This is a genomic window from Maridesulfovibrio pacificus (SeqCode) (assembly GCF_048612815.1).
Lineage (GTDB): Bacteria > Desulfobacterota > Desulfovibrionia > Desulfovibrionales > Desulfovibrionaceae > Maridesulfovibrio > Maridesulfovibrio pacificus.
Genome location: NZ_JBLZNE010000001.1, coordinates 479,377 through 500,552 on the forward strand (window position 1 = coordinate 479,377; position 21,176 = coordinate 500,552).

Below are 21,176 nucleotides of genomic sequence, written 5' to 3' on the forward strand. Positions count from 1 at the left end.
TTTTTTTATCTTCTTAGTTTGTTGCGGAGGGCGAAGGCGAAGAGGGCGGCTTGGATTGTTATAAGCAATCTCCAGAGTGCTTGTGCTAGCGTAGCTAGGCTGAGTGGTTCTGAGCTAATTTTAATAATTGGTAGGTATTGGGCTGCGGTCGTTATTGCTGCAAATTTATAGTGAGTTAGTAGGTCTGTGGGCATAAAGAAAGCGGTTACAATAAAAAGTATTAAACAGAGAAAAGCTCTTAGAGGTTCTTCTCCGTAGCCACTTATAGCGCGGTAGATGTTTAGGTATATTTTGGGAAACCATTTGTGTGATTTTTGGTTAGTTTTATATTCGTCATAGGCAAGTAAAAATGGTGAACTTGCCAAAATAAGACAGGTGATAAATGAGCTTGAGTTTAGGGCATTACTTTTAAGTATTTGGTTAATGCACATAGTCATAGCAAGGGCTAGGGTGGCGATTATAATTAATGGAAATAAGGATACATGTGACAGCCTTTTGCGTGACATGTCTTTTTCTTTGTAATGCCATGCTGAGGTTTGCACTTCATCGTTGTTTTGGCGGGCTATTTTTTGGAGGCGGCGGTAAATTTCTTCAAGCTTCAAGTAATCAGGTGTTTGGTCTGATTCAAGGGCTTGGATTTCATCGTAGATAGCTTTTCGTCCGTCTATTGTGGGCCATGTGCATTCTGTGAATTGGAAGGATTCTATGTTTGTTTCGGATAGCTTGAGATTAAAAAGTTTTGTTGATTCTATGAGGATGGTTTCTTTGGAAATTGCCCCTGCAAATTCGATTTCGCCTTCAAATATTACATTTTTGAAGTAAGTCCATTCTTTAAAATGGGCATATTTGAAGGAGGTATAGTTCTTAAAAGAGGATTGTTCGAAGTTTGTGTAGTCGCTAAAAATACAATTTTTAAAGCTGGTCCGATTGTTAAAGTGTGCTCCGTTGAAAGCTGCAGGACCTTTCAATTCCATTAGTTCAAAATCAGCACTGTTAAAATATGCATCATCAAAGTAAATTTTTTTACGTGATTCCGAATCATTAAAATGTGTTTCTCCTAATGAAGTTCCTGAGAAATATGCATCTGCACGAAATTGTGTCTCTTGAAAACAGCTTCTTGTTCCGAGTTTTGAGTCGGTCAATATAGCTTCTGACCGAAATTGAACTCTATTGCACACCATATCTCCGTAAACGAATGTTTCTAAAAAACTTATATCACCTCTAAATTGAGAATCATCGAATCTTGCATTGGTACTGAATACTGAGAATGAAAAGGTTGCGTTCTTCCTGAATTGAGTTGAAAAATAATGAGCTTCCGAATGAAAATAAGCATTTTCGAAATAAGCAAGACCTCTGAATTGTACTGCATTGAAATTGGCTTCTTTATCAAAAATAGATTTAGTAAATGTAGCAGCTTCATGAAATTTAGTTCCTTCAAAAATAGCTTCATCTTTAAATAGGGTCTTGTTAAATTCTGTAAAAGCCTTGAATACAGATATTTCAAAATCAGCCTGTCCAGCAAAGACACATTCAAGAAAAGAAGCTCCACAATTATATGTCGTTTGCCCAAAAGTCGCATGTCCTAGAAAATTGGCTCCATTGAAATCTGCATACCCATTGAAAAGAGTCCCCTTGAATAAAATATCTCTTTCAAAAATTGCTATTCCAAAATAAACATCTGATGTGAAATGAATCTGGTCAAAAAAAGTTTGTTCTAAAAATGTAGTTTTTTGAAAACTTATAGGCGGAAGTGAGATATTTTTTTTCTCATGAAATAATGAAAATGAGATTGTGTATGGAAAAATAGTTCCTGCAAAATTGCAACGAGGATTCCATTCAACTATAAAAGTATATGTGTCTCTGAAATCTGCTTCCTCATCCTCCCCAGCATCAATAACCCCCTGTATCCGATCAAATACAAGCTGATTAAAATCTTCCCCACTCATTAAAGCGGGTTTCTCACCGCCTTCACGCTCATCATACAACTCTACAAACTTACATTCTGCCGGAGCGTGAAAGATACAATACTCATTTCCTTCTTTATCAATATAAACCGGGGGATAACTGGGGCCAGTAAGGTTATCCTGACACCAGTTGCTATGCTTTTCTCCGATACAACAGCCCATCAAATTCCTCGCAAGTAATTGTTCTTCTGATTGCTGCTCTATATCGCAAAAATATATGAACAATCCAGCAGGAAAATCTCAAAGCGTGGGCGCAATTACTCCTGATGCCATACCCCTATGCAGAACTCCCATATTGTATATGCATGAATATTATGCTTATTATGACAGCATATTTCATCGGTTAGTACTATCTGGCATTACTCACCAAAGTTAAGGAGACTCAAAATGGATATTGTTCATGACATAGAAGTGCCATGCAAGGCAGAGGGGATTGGGCTTGGAAAGCTGACCACTAAACACCCCGAAGGGGACATGGGTAAGCCCGTATTCGTTGCTGACGATTCAGAAAAGGCTTACGGACCTTCTGAAGTCGATGCTCTTATGCCTATTGAGGGTCAGGAATATTCGGAAGATCAGCTGGAGTATATTCGTGTGCACGGCTTGCAGATACAGGGCGATCGTGCATGGTATATGGATGGCTGGGCTTCCAGCAAACATGTTTGCAAAGGTCACTAAGCCTGTTCGGATAATACGTAAGGCGTAAAAAAATCCCCTGTTGAGATAATCAACAGGGGATTTTTTTTGCTTTGGTGTGGATCTAAAATTTAACGTAAAGACGAAGCCCGGACATATAGAACTTATTTTTCGGTTCCATGTAGGTTCCGGTGCTTACTGTGTCTTTCTCTGAGTCTTCAATATGCCAGTAACGGAAGTATGGCTCCATCCCCAGTGCATAATCATCAAAGTCGTATTCAAGGAATGCTGATACACGTCCACCGCCACCGGAAGCGAATTCCTGTGTGTTGTTGACGTCTTCATAGTTCGACCCGACATCGGAAAGCTTGCTTTTGACCTTACCGCCCAGCAACAGGTCGCCTTCAAGGGTTCCGCCGATGGACCAGCCTTCGTCAAGTCGGGTGACGATATTAACGCCCACGGGCAGATAGACCTGCTTGATCTGACGTTCGTAACCGCCGGTGGTTTTAATGTCGTCATTCCAGTAGCGGGCAGCTATGCCGAGGTAGGGGGTAATTCCTGTGTGTCCGTAATCGAGACCCATGCCGATGGTGGCGCGCCCACTGATGAAGTAGTCGTCAGTGTCGCATTCCAGCGGCGTGCCGTCGCTGTATTTACCGCTGTAGCGCAGCGATCCGGCAAGGCCTTCAAGTTCGGCATTGAGCATGATGTTGTAGTCTGAAAAATATCCTGTCCACGATCCGAATCCACCATTGAGGATACCTTTTTCATGCATTACATCGGGTTCATCGTAATACATGTACATCCCCTCGTAACCGAGCTTGAATTCGCTGGTGGGGAAGAGTTCCTTGTCCGCTGCAAAGGCAGAACTTGTCATTAGCAGCAGGGCGGTAATGAGGATGATTACTTGTCTTTTAAGCATGAGTGCATGAACATTTCGATTAAAGATTCGGATTCTTTATGGATGTTTACTTCTTCCGGGAAGAACTGGGAATACTGTGCCAGTCCGAGCAGGATCGAAAAATACTGTGCGGCCGCAACGCTTGGTTTCAGACTCTCTCTGAAAACACCATCCTGCTGGCCTTGCTCAATAATCTTTTCGGTTCTTTTCAGGAACTTGTATTCATATTCCCTGAATTTCATTTTGAAAGGCATGAGCTCTTCAGACCATTCAGTCTTGTTGAACATGATACCGAATGCTGCCCGGAAATTCTCTTCCGTACCTGCATGTGAGATCCAGACCTGCATGAGGCTGATGAGCATCTCTTTGGGCTCGAGGTCTTCTTCAAATTTACTGAAGAGTAGATCGCGAACAGGCATGAATGCATAATCAAAGAGTTTCCCAAAAAGATCGGTTTTATTTTTGAAATGCCAGTAGACTGCCCCGCGAGTCACTCCGGCATCTTCGGCGATATCCTGCAGTGTGGTCTTGGCATATCCTTTTTCATTAAACACCTTGAAGGCCGAGGCAAGCAGGGCTTGCCGCGTTTTCTCTGCTTCTTCTTTGGTCTTTCTGGCCATGTCTGTTCCTGTTTTGCTTATTTTCTCATTAAGTTAGCTTCTTCTTGTAACATAATCCTATTACAACCTGAGTGCGGGAAAGTCCAGTCGTGTATGTAAAGGTGGGATTGGTTTGTTAGTGAAGGGTAAGTGTCTTTGCGGCTTGTTACAGAGGAACAAAAAATGTTGTTATAATGGTTAATATGACAAATAACAAAAGCGTTTACTAGTATGTTTTTAATTGTATAATTAAATTTATATTGCTATATGTTAAACACATAAAGCGTTTAGCAATAGTATTTAATAGCTATATATAATACTTGTTGTTACTGATTTGGTTTACTATGCACTTAATTGTATTTATGCAGGGTGTAGTGTCGGATATGAGCGTTGAACAGGGACGAATAGTATGAATAAAATTTTTAGGTTGATTGTTTTGCTATCCTTAACTGGTGTGTTAATGACCCCAAGCTTAACACAGGCAAAAGATATATATGTTCTAAGCAGGTCTAAGGCTTCTGTTTTTGTTTTTGATTCAGAATCTAGTGGTACAGCTACTCCAACTCGGACGATCAGCGGGTTAGCTACAACTTTAACTGCTAGCAATGTGTATGGTATTGCTGTCTATAATGATGAAATATACGTAACTAATGATTCAGGTAAAACCATTAACGTCTTTAAGGTTTCTGATAATGGTAACGTGGCTCCAACACGTCAGATAACCGGAGACAATACAGGATTAAGTCTTCCGAGAGATATTATCATACACGATGGATATATCTATTGTTCTGATGAAAGTGTCAAATCGGTTAAGGTTTTCAAAACAAGTAATTCCGGTGATGTCGCGCCGACAAGGGAGATTACTGGTTTTACTCATTATCCGTATGCATGTGCAGTATATAACGGAGAATTATATGTGCAGTGCTCTGATACAAAAATATATGTTTTTGAAATCACTGCATCTGGGACCGTAGCTGCTACCAAGAAAAGGGAGCTTGATCTTTCAGGGTCTCTCAGTGCTCCCAGAGGTCTTTTTATCGCAGATGGAATAATCTATTCTTCAGATGGCGATCAAGTCGACACCTATACAGCTACAGGAGCTGGTGCAGTAGCACCCCTCACAACAATTAAGGGTAATGTAAATACTGGTTTAAGTTCTGTACATTCTTTGATTGTTGATGACGGAAATATATACGCGGCTAACTACAGTAACTTCGCTAAAGCGGTTGAAATTTTCAGCACTTCCGCCAACGGGGATGTTGCAGCAAACAGATTTTTCACTGCCTCAGATATAGGCTCTGTCATCGATATTACTATGGAAACAGGTTATGTATCGCCAGCAACACATCAGCAAAGCGGTGTGACTGTAAGTGTTACGAAGTCTGTTCAGAACAGTACTTCGGAGGCTGTTTTCGTTTCAGCATACTCGCCGCCGCCCACTTTTGCTAAGGTAACTCCTTTGGCTGAATTTGAAGCCACAGTGGATAGCAATGGAGCAAATGGGGTTTTTTCATTTAGTTCAAACGCTCTTAACGGTACCGCTGGGACGTACTCTCTGCTGAAGTGTTTTAGTACGAATGGTACAAGTATATTTTTTGGTGGATATTCTCCGATTGCGGATCCTGACACAGAGGGAACCTGGTGGATTGAGGATGATGATGGTAACTTTCTCTCTGGTGACACCGTTCTCAACTTAGGTGCAACTTATCGTGTCAATTTTGTTGTACAAGATAATGGAAAATATGATGAAGATAGAACTCTTGGACAGATCAAAGACCCTGCTGTACTTGGTTCTCTTGATTCCGGGACAGGTTGTGTCTTTAACCCTGTCGCCGGATTTGGATTTGAATGGTTAATGCTCGGATTTGGTGTACTACTTTCTATTCTGCGTAGCTACGGGAAGAAGAGATAACGACTAGATTAGATAATCCTTAGTAAAAAAAAGCCCTGCTGAACATGTTCAGCAGGGCTTTTAAATTGCGTCAGTTCGAGAACTAGAAACGTACGGGCAGGGACTTTTCAAGACCTGCGAGCACTTTCTTGTGTTCTTTGTCTACTGCCTTGTCAGTCAGAGTTTTCTGGCCGTGGCGGTAGGTGATGCGGAAGGAAAGGTTGCGTTCTTCGTCCTGACCTTCAGGCACGAATACGTTAACCAGTTCCACGGATTCGATCAGCGGCAGTCTCAGGCCGAGGATCGCTTCCTTGATGGTTTCCGCGTGCAGGGAAACGGGACCGATTACGGTTACGTCACGTCTGGACGGCGGGAATACCGGAAGTGTTTCGAACTTGATCTCGTGATCCATGACGATCTCACGGAGCAGATCAGCGTTGAGGTCAGCCATCCATACTTCTTTCTTGGCGTGGTACTTATCGGCAATATCTGCCTTGACCATGCCCATGAAGCCGATTTCTTTCTCACCGAGAGTGATGTTCACGCAAGGCTCAAGGTAGCTGTGATCTTCAGCAAGGGCGAAGGTTGGGTTACACTTTGAGTTGGCCAGCTTGAGGTCGGCCAGCAGGTGTTCTACGAGGCCTTTTACATCGAGGTAGTCGGCATCGCCCTGTTCGTTGGGCCATTCGGCGTTGGAACGGGGACCGTTGAGCATAATGCCCAGACGGGTCTGCTCGCGGGTTTCTGTATCGGAAGTTTCATCTTTGATGAATTTTTTGGCGATCTCAAACACCCGGATGTGGGTGTTGCCCTGTGCGAGGTTGTGACGCACGGTGTTGAGCAGTCCGGGAGCCAGCTCGGTACGCATTACGTTCTGGTCTTCGCTCAGGGGGTTGGCGATGTTCACGCGTCCTTCTTTGGGCAGGCCCAGAAGGTCGAGATCATCATCACCTACGAAGCTATAGTTGATGGCTTCGTGCAGACCTATGCCGCGTCCCCAGTTTTTAATGCGGCGGTAAAAGCCGTAAGGGGTTTCCGCAATAACGGAAGCGTCAAAGGTCTTGGAGATGCGGGGCAGAACAGAAGGAATCTTATCCATGCCGAAGTAGCGGGCTACTTCTTCGTACAGGTCGGCCTCGCGTTCGAGGTCCAGTCTGTAGGAGGGGGTGGATACCTTCCAGCAATCTGCATCGCTATCGTTAACTTCCAGCCCCATGAGGGAGAAAGCTTTTTTGCTGAATTCAGGTTCGAGGTCCAGACCGAGCCAGCTGTTGCAGCGCTTGTGGCGGTAATCGTGGGTACGATCCTGCCAGGGAGTGGGCTCGTTCTTTGCCACGCCGGAAACAACTTTCGCGCCGGACAGTTCGCTCATGAGCTGAGCTGCACGGTCCATTGCAAAGGTGTTCATCTGCTGATCCACGCCACGTTCGAAGCGGTAGGATGCTTCAGAAGGCAGGGCCAGACGGCGGGCGGTTTTGCGGATGAGGCCGGGACGGAATACTGCGGATTCGAGGACCACGTTGGTGGAGTCGTCGTTAATCTCGGAGTTCATGCCGCCCATAACACCGGCCAGCGCAACCGGACGCTCGGCATCCCAGATGAGCAGGTCGGAGCCGATAAGCTTACGTTCCTGTTCATCAAGGGTGGTGAATTTGGTTCCTTCAGGAGCAAGGCCGACACGGATCTTGCCGCCTTTGAGCAGGTCTGCATCAAAGGAGTGCAGGGGCTGGCCCAGTTCGAAAAGGATGTAGTTGGTCACGTCAACAATGTTGCTGATGGGACGAACACCCACGGAAAGGAGACGGTAACGCATCCAGTCCGGGGAAGGTGCGATCTTTGCGCCTTGCAGGATTCTGGCCTGATAGAGCGGGCAAAGGTCGGGATCATCGATCTCAATCTTAAGCATATCTGCCGCATTACCACCGTTCTCAACGAGGTTGAGTTTGGGCATGGTGATGGGCAGGTCGAATGCCAGAGAGGTCTCACGGGCAATACCGAGCATGGACAGGCAGTCGGCACGGTTGGGAGTGATACCCAGATCAAGAACCGTATCTTCCATGTTCATGGCTTCGGTAAACTTCACACCGGGTTTCAGGCCCTCGGGCAGAATCATGATACCTTCGTGCGCGTCGGAGAGCTCCAGTTCGCGCTCGGAGCAGATCATGCCGTTGGATTTAACACCGCGGAGTTTGGCCTTCTTGATTTTGAAATCGCCGGGCATGGTCACGCCGACTTTGGCCACAGGCACGTTGATGCCCTTGGTCACGTTGGGTGCACCGCAAACGATATCAAGAAGCTCGCCGTCACCGACGTCTACTTTACAAACAGACAGCTTGTCGGCCTCAGGGTGCTTGTCGCACTCCACAACGTGACCGACAACTATGTCTTTGATCGCTTCAAAAGGATTGAAAATTTCTTCAAGCTCAAGGCCGAGCATGGTCAGCCTGTCGCCAAGCTCCTGAATTTCGCCCTCATATGGAACGAAATCCCGCAGCCATTGCATGCTTAAAAGCATTTGAGCCTCCAGCAGTATTTACTGCGTATATATTAGGAAAACTGTTCGAGGAATCGGATGTCGTTTTCAAAGAACATGCGCAGGTCGCCGATGCCGTATTTGAGCATGGCTACGCGTTCAATGCCGAGTCCGAATGCGAAACCGGAGTATTTTTCGGTATCGTAATCAACTGCTTTCATTACGTTGGGGTCCATCATGCCGCAGCCGAGGATTTCCACCCAGCCGGTCTGCTTGCATACGCGGCAGGGTTTGCCGTCGATGGTACCTTTACCGCCGCACATTACGCAGGAGATATCAACTTCCGCACTGGGCTCGGTAAAGGGAAAGAAGCTGGGGCGAAAACGTACGTCAGTTTTGGGTCCGAAAAGCTGGTGGACGAATGCTGTAAGTGTTCCGCGCAGGTCTGCCATACTTACGTTCTGATCGACGAGAAAACCTTCGATCTGGTGGAACATGGGGGTATGGGTCAGGTCGGAGTCCCTGCGGTAAACCTTACCCGGTGCGATTGCTGCCAGCGGAGGAGTTCTGTCCTTCATGGTGCGGATCTGCAGCGGAGAGGTGTGGGTACGCAGCAGGATGGAATCTGAAATGTACAGGGTGTCCTGCATATCGCGTGCGGGGTGTTCCGGCGGAATGTTCAGTGCTTCGAAGTTGTACCAGTCATTTTCAACTTCGGGTCCGGTTACGACTTCAAAGCCCAGCCCGATGAATACGTCACAAATCTCGTCCATGACGAGGGTGACCGGGTGGAGCGAGCCTTCAGCAGGTTTGCGTCCGGGCATGGTAGGGTCGAAACGGGACAGACTCTCAGCGGTGGCGGCTTTTGCAAGCTCGCTCTGCTTTCCCTCGATGAGCGCTGTGAGAGCGGCCTTTACTTCATTGGCTTTTTTACCTGCGACAGGCTTGTCTTCGTTAGGAAGTGAGGGCAGACCGGACATAATTTTGGCTACGCGGCCCTTGCGGCCGAGCATGTCGATCTTGATATCTTCCAGTTCAGACAAAGAAGCCTGATCCAGGCGTGCAGAGCACTCCGGGACCAGGCCTTCAAGTTCCTGTAACAGGGACTTTACGTCCGACATTTAGCTTACCTGAGCTTTTGCGATCTCAACCACTTTGGCGAATGCAGGAGCATCGTTTACAGCCAGATCGGCGAGAACTTTGCGGTTCAGGGTAACGCCAGCGGTAGAAAGGCCGTGAATAAGGCGGCTGTAGGACATACCGTTCAGGCGTGCGGCAGCGTTAATACGCTGAATCCAGAGTTTACGCATATCGCGTTTGCGGAGCTTACGACCAACGTAAGCCATGCAAAGGGAACGTTCAACACGCTCTCTGGCGGTGCGGTAAAGGGTTGATCCGGAACCACGGAAACCCTTGGCCATTTTCAAATATTTTTTATGACGCCTCTTAGCGGCGACACCACGTTTTACTCTCATTTATTCCTCCTAGGGAATTTTCTCTAAAACCAGCCACGAACGTAGTTCCGTGGACAGGAGTGTTCAAATAAAGTGCTAATTACTCAAGTAAGCTTTCTAAAAAGTAATTATGCGTAGGGAAGCATGCGTTTGACCTGGCCGATGTTCGCACTGTCAACAGTTGCGCTCTTGCCGAGTCTGCTTTTACGCTTCGCGTTCTTCTTGGTCAGGATGTGGCGCAGACCCTGCTTGCGACGTTTAAATTTGCCGCTGCCGGTCTTAGCAAAACGCTTTGCAGCGCCTCTTCTGGTTTTCATTTTAGGCATTTTTTTTCCTCCTTGGGAATACCGGCACGTAAGCCGGAAAAAACCTTATTTTTTAATTGGGGCCAGCATCATATTCATGGTGCGGCCTTCAGACCTTGGGGCCTGTTCCATTTTGGAAATGTCCTGAGTTTCCTCTTTGACACGCTCCAGAACAGCCAATCCTCTGTCCTTATGGACGATTTCACGGCCCCGGAAAAATATAGTGACTTTGCACCTGTCGCCGCCTTCGAGAAACCGACGGATGTGCTTGAGCTTTGTCTGGTAGTCGTGCTCGTCTGTCTTGGGGCGGAATTTGACTTCCTTGATCTGGATTACCGTCTGTTTCTTCTTGGCTTCCTGCTTACGTTTCTGCTGCTGATATTTGAACTTACCATAGTCCATAATCTTGCAAACAGGCGGGTTAGCCTTTTCTGCAACTTCAACCAGATCAAGCCCCCGGTCTTGTGCAATTTCAAGGGCTTCACGTGTGGGAAGTTCTCCCAACTGATTACCCTCTTCGTCAATAACCATGACCTTGGGAACTCTAATGCGCTCGTTTCGGCGGGCACCGTCATCCCTGCGATAGGGACGCCTGTCTCTATGAAAAGCTATAGCTCATGCCTCCGCGTTTGAATGGTTCGTCAATGGCGGTCGAAATAAGCTCTGCCGCTTCTTCAAGAGACTTGAGTCCGGGGTCTTCCCCGTCGCGGGCTCTTACATTGACCGATTCCGCAGCGACTTCTTTGTCGCCAATTACTAACATGTACGGGATTTTTTCAAGCTGGGCTTCCCGAACTTTGTAGCCCAGTTTCTCATTTCGATCGTCAACCTCGGCACGAATGCCTTTTTCTCGCAGAAACTGCAAGACTTTTTGTGCAAATTCGTTCTGAGAATCGGTGACTGTGAGAATTTTTGCCTGAACAGGGGACAGCCAGGCAGGCAGTGCACCACCGGTGTGTTCAAGCAGAACACCGATGAAACGTTCGATGGAACCGAGGATAACCCGGTGGAGCATAACAGGTCTGTGACGCTCACCATCTTCGCCCACATAGCTTAAGTCGAACCGCTCTGGCAAGGTAAAATCACATTGGATTGTAGCACATTGCCAGCGACGTTCAAGAGCATCTTTAATAATGATGTCAATTTTGGGACCGTAGAACGCTCCGTCACCTTCATTGATTGAGTATTCCATACCCATTTCTTTGAGGGCGCCTTCGAGTGCTTCGGTGGCTCTATCCCAATCTTCGTCAGAACCGATAGCTTTTTCAGGCTTGGTGCTGACTTCTGCTTCGTATTCAAATCCGAACAGGCCCATTACATCGCCGACAAATTTAGCAACGCCGATGATTTCATCGCGGAGCTGGTCGGGGCGGCAGATGAGGTGCGCATCATCCTGAGTGAAGGTGCGCACACGGAGCAGGCCGTGCAGTACGCCGGATTTCTCGTGGCGGTGAACTACTCCATGCTCAAAGTAGCGCTGGGGCAGGTCACGGTAACTGCGCAGTCTGGATTTGAATACCAGCATGTGAGAAAGGCAGTTCATGGGCTTGATGCCGTAGGACTGCTCATCAATCTCAGTGAAATACATGTTTTCGCGGTAGTTGTCGTAGTGGCCGGATTTTTCCCAAAGCTCACGCTTGAGAATCAGCGGACCTTGTACGAACTGGTAGCCGCGTTTGAGGTGTTCCTTGCGTTCGAAGTCTTCAAGGATAGCACGGATAAGCGCACCCTTGGGATGCCAGATGGTCATGCCCGCACCCACTTCGGGGTTCACGGAGAAGAGATCAAGCTGAGTTCCCAGTTTACGGTGGTCGCGCTTTTTGGCTTCCTCAATCTGAGCGAGGTGCTTTTTCAGGGCTTTCGGATCGGGGAAGGCGGTTCCGTAAATACGCTGGAGCTGCTGGCGTTTTTCATCACCGCGCCAGTATGCACCTGCAACGGAGAGCAACTTGAAAGCTTTGAGCATACCGGTGCGTGCCACATGGGGGCCACGGCAGAGGTCTGCAAACTCACCGTTGGTGTAAACGGAAACTGTTTCTGCACCAAGATCGTTGATCAGTTCGATCTTGTAGTCTTCGCCCATTTCTTCGAACTTTTTCAGTGCATCAGCACTGGAAAGCACTTCACGGGTAAATTCTTCATTAGCACCCACACGGCGCAGCATTTCGGCTTCGATGGCCTCAAGATCTTCAGGAGTGAAGGGGCGTTCATAGTCGAAGTCATAATAGAAGCCGCTGGCGATGGAGGGGCCGATGGTTACCTTGGCTGTGGGGAAGAGTTTCTTCACAGCTTCAGCCATAAGGTGTGCGGTGGAGTGGCGGATTACTTCCAGACCTTCTTGGGAATCAGCCATCACCGGCTCAAGGTCGGTACAGTCGGCAGGCACGGTGGTGGTGAGATCAAGAAGCGTTTCGCCGCATTTGGCTACTACAACGTTCTTGAACTGCTTCTTGGACAAGGCCTCTTTGAGAACCTCGCCGCAAAGCGCACCCTGCTGAACCTCAAGTTCTTTACCTGCAACTTGCATAATCCATTCTCTCTTTGCGGAAAAATTGTTTCTATGTCCGATTCTTTCGAACAACTAAAAAATGTCTTCAAGCAGATGGAAATGTTGCTATTGCAACTTATCATTATCCTTGAATTCATTGGTCTTGAAGACGCAAAACATCATAAAGATCGCGCAGTAATATTACTGCACGAAAGGCGGTATATTTAGCTGACATATTGTGGGAAGTCAAGGGATACGCGGCCTTTCAGAGGGTTTTATTACAAATTCAGTTTATATTGAAAAGCATCTGTGAATATTTTTTGATGTAGCAAAAAAAAGTAAAAGTTTTGTCAAACTCCTTATCCACCGGATGGGCAGGGGGGAGAAGGTGTTTGTCTTTCCGGTTATACCGATCCGGTTTCAGCTTTTAACGGCTATTTGAACCCTTTTGGGAAGTCCTGATATTGCTTTAATTCAGCAGTAAGCATGTCGTGCAACTTCTGTATGAGGGCTAAGTCGGCTTTCTTTCTTTATCCCCAGCAGTCCCGCAAAGAGTGATTCACAGTCTTCGGTGAAAAACATGGCACGGTCACGGACACTTGCCTTAGGGTCCTTCATGACAGGAACAAGGGATTTGCCGTAGATGCCAGCTTTGTTCAGTTCTTCCGGTGTTGCGGCTCCGGTCAGCTCTGCCACTGTGGGAACCAGATCGATCAGGCTCCAAAAGGATTTGGTTGTTTTTTACTCTAGCTCTATGTTGCTTTCTTTTGAGATAATGCCATTTTTTATAAGTTTCTTAATCTTAATATTAAATTTTTCGTTGAGTCTATTTGAAAAAAAAGAGTCAAGTTCAGACATCATTTTATTTTCTGTTTTATGAACTACGTCTGCCTGTTTTGCTATATATTTTTTACCTACAGGTGTTTTGGCGAAAGCAAGTAACTCTTTAAGTTCTATTTCATTGAATTCTTCAAAGAGTACTTCGGTGCGGATACGCTCTATTTTTGTCAATATTTCTTTGTCGAAAAAAGTTTCTTCAACTGCTTCTATAAGAATTTGCATTAATGGCCTTTCATATTTGGCTGTTGCAGGGTTCTTATTCATTTCTTTTCTTAGTCTCATTACTGCTACATAACCGAATGAATGGTAATATGAGTCAACATCAAACGTTTCTTTTTCCAGTTCTTGTGCTGCTTTCATATGCATGTTTTCCTGAGCATTAGCAGGCAGTGTCTGGGCAACGGTTACAAGAATCGTAAACATGCAAGGTAGTATGAATTTAATCTTTCTCATCTTTATTCCTCTGTAGGGATAATTCCATCATTCCGCAGCGCTTCAATTATCGGTGTTAGTTTGTTATTCATTGTTTCGATAAAAACAGGGCCAAGCAGTTCGGCGGCTTCTTTTTCGCCTGCTCTTGCGATTATTTGTTGTTTTTTCATGTATTTTTTACCTAGGGGTGTTTTATAGAAACGCAGCAGTCCTTCTAGTTCAGCCTTGTTGAATTCTTTAGCATAAATGTCAGCCTGCAGGCTTTGCAATCCACCCAGAATTTTCGGGTCGTAAAACGCTTCTTTTACTGCTTGTTGGTGTGCTGCTATTAATGGGATTCGGTGTCCTTCTGTTTCAGGATCATTATTGATGTCGTTTTTGATTGCAGTCATGGCTATATAATCAAACACTGCGTACATTGCTTGCATATTGACTGATTCGCGTACCAATTCGAGAGCTACTTCCTGTTTTTCTGTTTCATCGGCTTTTACGGGCTGGGCGGTAAGGCAGAGAAGAGCCAATATGCACACGATGCTTAATTTTATTTTTTTCATATTTAATCCTTAATTTAAATAGTTGTGGTGTATTTATATAGAGTATAAAATATTGTCAAATGTTAGTTATATGGTGCTGAAAACTTGTACATAATTTTCAGCCAAAACAAGAAAAGCTCAGGATATGCGAACATATCCTGAGCTTTTCTTGTTTAATTATCAGAGTGCTTTTTATTCCACTTTCAAAGCAAAAGCAGCTTTCCCTTCAGTCTCATTCAGGCCAATCAATTCAAAGCCATCTTCTTCGCAATCACAATCCATCAACTTAATGGTGTTTCCTTCGAAAACTTCGGAAAGGAAGGCAACGCGAATTGATTTCACTTTGTTCTGGTCAAATCCAAGTGAGCGCAGTCCGTCAAATGACCAGCGTAGATACTCGGTATTGTTGACGTGCCCATTGGCATCAAGAGAACTGTAGCCCACATTTAAAGACCTGAGTTCTTTATCAGGTGTGCCGGGACGAAGTCGCTTCATTGAGTCAGGGAATACGCAGCGGTCTTGAGCGTGTAGATTCAGCTTTTGATTAATTGCTATCGGTCTGCGGGTTTCGGAATCAAGTACCATCCATTCTGAGGAGGCACGGATTATTTCACGTCCGTTTTCATCGCAGCCGGAGAAATCGCGGAAGGCCCGCAATTTTTTTGCGCCCCGTGACCATGTTGTGAGTGCAAAAGTCTTTTCGCGCAAGGGCAGTTCTGCAATTTCAATACGCATTGAGGTCAGCACCCAGAAGCAGCCCTGCTTGGCCATATCCTCAATGCCGAAGCCAAGAGAGTTCGCGTGGGAGGTGGCAGCTTCCTGCAATCTGCACATGAGCCAGTGGCAGTGCATGCGATCATCCGGTCCCGCCTCGTATGCCGGGACCGTGTTGCTGATCAAAAGTGAACTATTGTCCATTTTACCATTTCCTGCCGAGGTCAAGCGGATATTTGCGGCGCATCATAATCTGTTTGGTCTCTTCATCTGCGGAAAAACGTTGGTACACGCCCAGTGCCCACATGGGGAAGTACTGGGAGTAGCCGTGGTAACGCAGATAGAAAACGCGCGGGAATCCGGTCCCGGTGAACAGGCTTTCTTCCCAGCTTCCGTCATCTTTCTGTGTATCCAGCAGGTAACGGATACCTCGGCTGACAGCCTTGGAGTGAACCCGTCCGGCGGCCATGAGACCGAGTAGGGCCCATGCTGTCTGGGATGCAGTGGAATCACCAAGTCCTGCGTAGTTCTTGTCGTTGTAGCTCAGGCAGGATTCGCCCCAGCCTCCGTCTTTGTTCTGGTGGTTTTCAAACCATTCGACAGCCTTGCAGACGTAGGAAGAGTTCATGTCCTCTCCGGCCTGACGCAGGCCGCAAAGTACGGACCATGTTCCATAAATATAGTTAACGCCCCAGCGACCGAACCATGAACCATCGTCTTCCTGTTCATTTTTAAGGAATTCAATACCTTCTTTGATTGGGCGGAAGCTCTTATCGTAACCGAGTACACCCAACAGCTCGATGACACGTGCGGTCAGGTCCGAGGTGGGCGGATCGAGCAGAGCACCGTGATCCGCAAAAGGAATATCGTTCAGGTATTCTGCGCAGTTGTCGATATCGAATGCTGCCCAGCCACCGTTGGAGGACTGCATACCGATGAGCCAGTTTACACCTTTGATAAAGTTCTCACGGTGTTCAGGCTGGTCCAGAACTCCGGCGCGGCACATGGCCATGAGTACCATAGCGGTATCATCAAGGTCCGGGTAGAAGGTGTTCTCAAACTGGAAAGCCCAGCCGCCGCCCTCAAGTTTGGGCGCCTTGGAAATCCAGTCTCCACGGAAGAAAATCTGCTGATCCCAGAGCCAGTTCAGTGCTTGCTGAGTGCTTTTGCTGTCCTGATTTTCGCCTGCTTCCATCATAGCTGAAAGAGTCAGGCAGGTATCCCATATAGGGGAGTTGCAAGGCTGGCACATGGCCTGCTCAAGGTTCTCCGCTGTGCCGTGGTCGGGGGAAATGTCCAGCTCAGGTGCAGCGGAAAGTTCAGCTCCACCAGTGATAACAGTGTGTTCCCAAGGGGACTTTTCAGGCACGTGGAATTTATCGACCATGAGGTCGTCCACAGACTGCATGCCACGGGCGAAATCCGGGTCTGATTCATCGTATCCGAGCAGGCTAAGGGCCATGACAGCGTTAGCCATTGCCGGGAAAATTGCACCGATACCGCCACGTCCGGCCATGTGTTCGCGAGTCCATTTTTCAGCATAGTTCAAGGCTTTCTTGTTTATGGACTTGGGCACCAGATGAATGGTCCGCTTGAGTACGCGGTCCAGCAGAATGAAAAGATTCTTGCGCCAGCCTTTGTCGCGGTACTTATCTATATGTATATGTTCTTCCGCCGGTTTGCAGAAAAGTTCGGGCACTGCTTCTTCCGGGCGCAAGCGGCAGACCGGCTGCTTAGCGTAGATGATCAGAAGCGGGTAGATTACCGAGCGGGACCAGTAGGATACTTTGTCCAGATGAAAAAAGAACCATTTGGGCAGCAGCACGATTTCAATGGGCATAGCCGGAGGGCAGTGCCAGGGGATCTGTCCGAAAGTGGCAAGGCAGATACGTGTAAACACGTTAGCTGTTTCAGCGCCGCCCTTGGCAAGGATGATCTGGCGGGCGCGCACCATATGTTCAGCGTCCTTGTTATCGCCGAGCATCTTGAGGGCCATATATGCTTTAACGGAAGCACTGATATTTACCGGACCGTCATTATCATGCAGGGGCCAGCCGCCATCGGGCATCTGTTTGGCGCGGATGTAGTTGCCAAGTCTTTCGGCAAGGCCTTTGTCCATCTTGCGGCCCAGAAATCTGTTGAACATGATGTATTCGGAAGGGATGGTCACATCCGCTTCAAGGGCAAAAACCCAATATCCTTCAGGGGATTGCAGGGAGCGGAATCTTTTCATTACCCGGTTCAGGGCATCTGTAGGCTGAAGCAGAGAGACGACGTGATTTTTAGCCTTTTTTTTCAGTTTCATGGCACTTTTTTTGTTCATGTTGAAGTTCCTTATGTAAACGGATTATTTTATCCGACCCGTGCGAAAAAGATTTGTTCGATTATAGTAATCAGCCGATGGCGTCAACAGCGGAGTCAATTACCTGCGCTTTTAACCTGTCCAGCGGGCCCCATGCGAAAGTAGGGTAGGTGATTAAAAGGGACGTAAGCCCGTGGGTAGCTGCCACTACCGAGTTTGCGGTAACCCGAATGTCCTCTTCGGAAGCATTTGCAGGCAGACAGTCCTTAACACATTCATTAATGCGGTTGTACATGGTCTTGCCTAGCGGGTTATCCTGAAAATGTGAGTTGTGATCATTCCAGAGGTCGCTTTCCATCATGAAACCCACACGATAGGCATTCGGGTTTTCAAGTCCCATATCTACAAGAGTGTACAGGATATTCTTCAGGGCCTTACGCGGGGGAGGCGTAGTCGCTATAATGCGATTGATGCGATGCAGGAAGTCCCGGTATGTCTCTTCAGTCAAGCAGAGGAAGAGTTCCTTCTTATCCTTAAAATGATGATAAATCGTAGTGGGCGAGTAGCCGATAGTGTTAGCCAGCTTACGCATGGAGACCTGAGCGTACCCGTGCTCTGCAAAGAGCTTGCGGGCGGCGTCCAGAATCAGCATACGCAAGGGCTGCTGCGGCGCATCCATTGTTTTCGAAGTAGTATTCATCGTTGATTCTCCTGCGCTTAACAGTGTTAAGCTGAGAAGCGTTCTGGCATGAATGTATGCGACTGTCAACCAAATGTAACCGAAGATATGAACTTTTTACTGGAAGCAGGGCTAAGGAAGGCGTGTTAACCGGATTGTGTGGAAAAATAAGGATAAAGATAAAAAAAGGACTTGCAATCGAAAACCTCTTTGGATATTAATTCTCGCCTCGGACGGAGAAATGCGCTAAAGTTCTCCAGCCGTTTCCACATAAAGTGGCCCCGTAGCTCAGTAGGATAGAGCACAGGATTCCTAATCCTGGTGCCGCAGGTTCGATTCCTGCCGGGGTCACCATAGAAATCAAAGCCTTACGAAGATTTTTCTTTGTGAGGCTTTTTATTTTCCAACCGTATTTCCAACCTTTGAAGGGAAAATTAGGGAAAAGGTAGGATATATCGTTCTTTGATAGATTTAGTATAAATTCCATTACGTCGCGAGTTGCTTGTAGGTATTTATAGTAACTCTATCTATCTTCACTCAGCAGTAAAATTTCTTTCCGTAATTAGTTGTGATATTGATATACTCAATGGCTTTGGTTTTGTTCGATCGATAAAACAGTGTGTTTTATATTTTTAATCGCCCAATGTGTAAATAATATAAAAATATATTAATAAGTGCTTGCTAATTACTTAGTGTTTCTATAACAGAGAGCGCTAGTTTTGATAATGTCTATGCACTGATGTCGTCGATTTCCTTTTGTCCGTGAGAGTGGGAGTCAATAAATTTGAGGCTATCAATACTATTAAGCAAGCTCTCTGTCTGATTTGAAGAAAACACAAGTTTACACCACACCCTAGCATAACTCTCCAGTTCCATAATATTCATAGTATTATAATTTTTGATCACTCTGGCCGGTTTAGATCGAAGTCCTTTTGGCTATCTCTTTGCTCATGAATTTTATATTAAAAAGTATGAAGATATATTATAAAAGCTATTGCTCTTTATTTAGTATTTCTGTAATAGCTGGCGTTGCTTTTTTGTAAAACCTTTGAGTGGCGCGGGTTAAAACTAGGTTAAAATAAACATAATTTGTTTTGAATAAATATACTGCTTAGGATTGAGTTGTGAGAAAATATTTTGTTTTGTTTGATGGCTCAAGGTGTTTGTTGGGCTGGGGCTAATGAAGATGACGTTGTGGCGATTAGTAATGCTGTGAAAAAAATTTTCAATTATAAGAAGTACGTAATAAAATGGAACGGAATTGTTCGTTATCGTTTTGTCGGGGCTTCTAATGCTATTTTGAATGAGTTTGATAAAAAAAAGATTCAATATGAGGAGTTAACTGGGGTTAGGTTTGAAATATGGCACGAAGGAGATTCTGCGTCTCCGAATATTATAGTGTTCTTAGGTGATGCGAAATCAGTGATGATGAATAACGTTAACCAAAGAATGATCGAAGGAAAAGATTTACAACCAGCAAGTCTTACATATGAAGAATTTGTAAAGAAAATGGAAGGAAATCTGTTTTACCAGTCTGCTAAGGCCGGCAGGTCTGGTTACTATACAGATATGTATTTTTTGTGGACACCTGAGATGAATGTTTGGAGCCTTAGCAGGCAAATGAACTTTCTTTTTATGTCCACATTACTTGGTGCTTGTGCGCCTCTTGAGGTGTGTGGTTCTGTCTTTTCTTGGCAGTGCGATTATGATGGCACCCTCTTTGATGATGGTTTGTTGCAGGCTTACTATAATACGGAAATTCATCCCAAGTCTAAAATTGAAAATGTAATCCCTAAAATTGTTGCGGAAATGATCGCTATCTTTAGCAGGTAGAGTAGGCGTTGGCTGTTCAGTTCATTCGCATCATAACCCGTCATAACTTTTTCGCTCCTCAATATTATGGAATTAAAATTTATGATCATTCAGGCTGGTTGGGATCGAAGTTTTTTTGGCTATTTTTGGTTTACGATTTTTTTAATTAAAAAGATAAAGATAGGTTATAAAAGTTATTGCCCTTGTTTTAGTATTTATGTAATACGGGTCTGCACTTTTTATAAAACCCTTGAGTGGCGCGGGTTAAAAACATGCTAGGGTAAACATAATTGCTCGAAAGTGTGCTGTTTTAGAAAGGTGTTAGTGGTCGAGTTGGTTTCTATTTTACATTGGTTTTAATTTTTGTGTGAGTATTCTTATGAAATATATATTGATGGTTTTGGTTTTAATTTTGTTTGTGGGGGGGAGTTCTGTGAGTGCTAAAGCTACGGATAGTGATGCTTCTAATGGAATAGGGAAATACTTAGACCTATATCTATCCACTTTGTTTTATAAAAATAATGATACCTTGCTTAAGTGGGATGACCACATAACAATCCGAATGATTGGTTTGCCAGAGGAATTAAATCCTTTTTATCATATGTATTTAGATTATTTTAATTCAAAGTTAAATAGTGATGGTGTTGTCATTGAAGATGTAGAGAGTGGGGATGCCGACATTATGATTGTTGTGTCAAATGATCTGACTAAAACAGCTCTTTCTTCAAATATTAAAAGTCTTTTAAAGATTAATTCGCAAAGCGAAGATGATTATAATGAAGAAGTTTCTAGTTATAAAAAGGACGGAATAGTTCTCAAGTATAAAAGATTTGAAGATGGCGCTAGATTTGTCGCTCTTTGGGATCCGTTAGTATATCCAGCTAGAAATAAAGTAGAGAGAGACCCTCGTTTTCAAATGCAGAGAATTCTTTATTGTGCATTGACTTTTGTTCCACCAACTACAAAATGCAATAGCCTTGTTGTAGGTAAACGAGTTTACGGTTTGAATTACCTTGATGCTTCTTACATGGTTTCTTTATATGATAAAAGTATTAAATCTTTTGCCCCTATTTCAGAGGCAAGAGGTAAAATTTTAAAGAATATGGTTAATTATCTTTCAGCTATAAGAAAGCGTAAGTAGTAAGTTTGA

Annotated in this window: 20 protein-coding genes and 1 tRNA gene; 6 read left to right on the top strand and 15 right to left on the bottom strand. The window is 45.4% G+C overall.

The annotated features are described in order from the left end of the window. Positions 1-5 precede the first annotated feature (5 nt). Positions 6-2,126 carry a pentapeptide repeat-containing protein gene (locus ACNI23_RS02450; protein ID WP_420246511.1) on the bottom strand — a complete coding sequence of 707 codons (2,121 nt, stop codon included), beginning with the start codon at positions 2,124-2,126 and terminating at the stop codon, positions 6-8. A gap of 225 nt (positions 2,127-2,351) precedes the next feature. On the opposite strand from ACNI23_RS02450, the gene ACNI23_RS02455 reads away from it, so the two are divergent. Next, entirely contained in the window at positions 2,352-2,642 is a 291-nt protein-coding gene (locus ACNI23_RS02455; RefSeq protein ID WP_420246512.1) for a hypothetical protein, read from the top strand. An 82-nt stretch (positions 2,643-2,724) separates the two neighbouring features. Here ACNI23_RS02455 and ACNI23_RS02460 read toward each other — a convergent pair whose 3' ends face one another. Together ACNI23_RS02460 and ACNI23_RS02465 are read right to left on the bottom strand one after the other, a co-directional pair. Continuing rightward, positions 2,725-3,525 carry a hypothetical protein gene (locus ACNI23_RS02460; RefSeq protein WP_420246514.1) on the bottom strand — a complete coding sequence of 267 codons (801 nt, stop codon included), beginning with the start codon at positions 3,523-3,525 and terminating at the stop codon, positions 2,725-2,727. Continuing rightward, positions 3,507-4,124, bottom strand: coding sequence for a TetR family transcriptional regulator (locus ACNI23_RS02465; protein ID WP_420246516.1), 618 nt, complete (start codon positions 4,122-4,124; stop codon positions 3,507-3,509). The genes ACNI23_RS02460 and ACNI23_RS02465 overlap by 19 nt, the downstream gene beginning before the upstream one ends. A 388-nt stretch (positions 4,125-4,512) precedes the next feature. Between ACNI23_RS02465 and ACNI23_RS02470 the strand changes: the two genes are divergently transcribed. Next, positions 4,513-6,015 (top strand): NHL repeat-containing protein, encoded by a 1,503-nt coding sequence (locus ACNI23_RS02470; protein ID WP_420246518.1) that lies wholly within the window; start codon positions 4,513-4,515, stop codon positions 6,013-6,015. Positions 6,016-6,097: 82 nt separating this feature from the next. Here the strand turns inward: ACNI23_RS02470 and pheT are convergent, their stop codons facing one another. The 6 genes from pheT to thrS all read right to left on the bottom strand — a co-directional run bounded on the left by pheT (position 6,098) and on the right by thrS (position 12,753). Continuing rightward, entirely contained in the window at positions 6,098-8,509 is a 2,412-nt protein-coding gene (gene pheT, locus ACNI23_RS02475; RefSeq protein ID WP_420246520.1) for a phenylalanine--tRNA ligase subunit beta, read from the bottom strand. 32 nt (positions 8,510-8,541) lie between these two features. Then, complete coding sequence (pheS, locus tag ACNI23_RS02480) at positions 8,542-9,588, bottom strand: phenylalanine--tRNA ligase subunit alpha (protein WP_420246522.1); 1,047 nt, start codon at positions 9,586-9,588, stop codon at positions 8,542-8,544. After that, positions 9,589-9,942, bottom strand: a complete 354-nt coding sequence (gene rplT, locus ACNI23_RS02485) for a 50S ribosomal protein L20 (RefSeq protein ID WP_015851226.1) — start codon at positions 9,940-9,942, stop codon at positions 9,589-9,591. A gap of 107 nt (positions 9,943-10,049) precedes the next feature. Then, entirely contained in the window at positions 10,050-10,247 is a 198-nt protein-coding gene (gene rpmI, locus ACNI23_RS02490; protein WP_420246524.1) for a 50S ribosomal protein L35, read from the bottom strand. 45 nt (positions 10,248-10,292) lie between these two features. After that, complete coding sequence (gene infC / locus ACNI23_RS02495) at positions 10,293-10,838, bottom strand: translation initiation factor IF-3 (protein WP_081434574.1); 546 nt, start codon at positions 10,836-10,838, stop codon at positions 10,293-10,295. Next, positions 10,825-12,753 carry a threonine--tRNA ligase gene (gene thrS / locus ACNI23_RS02500; RefSeq protein ID WP_420246526.1) on the bottom strand — a complete coding sequence of 643 codons (1,929 nt, stop codon included), beginning with the start codon at positions 12,751-12,753 and terminating at the stop codon, positions 10,825-10,827. Before thrS ends, infC begins: the two co-directional genes overlap by 14 nt. Positions 12,754-12,786: 33 nt before the next feature. Between thrS and ACNI23_RS02505 the strand changes: the two genes are divergently transcribed. Then, on the top strand, positions 12,787-12,942 hold the full coding sequence (locus ACNI23_RS02505; RefSeq protein WP_420246528.1) for a hypothetical protein: 156 nt from the start codon (positions 12,787-12,789) through the stop codon (positions 12,940-12,942). 246 nt (positions 12,943-13,188) lie between these two features. On the opposite strand, the gene ACNI23_RS02510 is transcribed toward ACNI23_RS02505, so the two are convergent. The 6 genes from ACNI23_RS02510 to ACNI23_RS02535 all read right to left on the bottom strand — a co-directional run bounded on the left by ACNI23_RS02510 (position 13,189) and on the right by ACNI23_RS02535 (position 18,235). Then, positions 13,189-13,410, bottom strand: a complete 222-nt coding sequence (locus tag ACNI23_RS02510) for a hypothetical protein (protein WP_420246531.1) — start codon at positions 13,408-13,410, stop codon at positions 13,189-13,191. Positions 13,411-13,455: 45 nt separating this feature from the next. Then, a complete protein-coding gene (locus ACNI23_RS02515; RefSeq protein ID WP_420246533.1) occupies positions 13,456-14,007 on the bottom strand; it encodes a DUF2059 domain-containing protein in 552 nt (183 codons plus the stop codon). Between the two features lie 2 nt (positions 14,008-14,009). Then, positions 14,010-14,540 (bottom strand): DUF2059 domain-containing protein, encoded by a 531-nt coding sequence (locus ACNI23_RS02520; RefSeq protein WP_420246535.1) that lies wholly within the window; start codon positions 14,538-14,540, stop codon positions 14,010-14,012. 171 nt (positions 14,541-14,711) lie between these two features. Then, complete coding sequence (locus ACNI23_RS02525; RefSeq protein WP_420246537.1) at positions 14,712-15,437, bottom strand: acyl-[acyl-carrier-protein] thioesterase; 726 nt, start codon at positions 15,435-15,437, stop codon at positions 14,712-14,714. A 1-nt stretch (position 15,438) separates the two neighbouring features. After that, a complete protein-coding gene (gene shc / locus ACNI23_RS02530; protein ID WP_420246538.1) occupies positions 15,439-17,556 on the bottom strand; it encodes a squalene--hopene cyclase in 2,118 nt (705 codons plus the stop codon). A gap of 70 nt (positions 17,557-17,626) precedes the next feature. Further along, positions 17,627-18,235 (bottom strand): TetR/AcrR family transcriptional regulator, encoded by a 609-nt coding sequence (locus tag ACNI23_RS02535; RefSeq protein ID WP_420246539.1) that lies wholly within the window; start codon positions 18,233-18,235, stop codon positions 17,627-17,629. Between the two features lie 256 nt (positions 18,236-18,491). On the opposite strand from ACNI23_RS02535, the gene ACNI23_RS02540 reads away from it, so the two are divergent. The 3 genes from ACNI23_RS02540 to ACNI23_RS02550 all read left to right on the top strand — a co-directional run bounded on the left by ACNI23_RS02540 (position 18,492) and on the right by ACNI23_RS02550 (position 21,167). After that, a tRNA-Arg gene (locus tag ACNI23_RS02540) sits at positions 18,492-18,568 on the top strand. Positions 18,569-19,363: 795 nt separating this feature from the next. Next, positions 19,364-20,047 carry a hypothetical protein gene (locus tag ACNI23_RS02545; protein WP_420246541.1) on the top strand — a complete coding sequence of 228 codons (684 nt, stop codon included), beginning with the start codon at positions 19,364-19,366 and terminating at the stop codon, positions 20,045-20,047. A gap of 358 nt (positions 20,048-20,405) precedes the next feature. Beyond that, a complete protein-coding gene (locus ACNI23_RS02550; protein ID WP_420246542.1) occupies positions 20,406-21,167 on the top strand; it encodes a hypothetical protein in 762 nt (253 codons plus the stop codon). Positions 21,168-21,176: the final 9 nt, after the last annotated feature.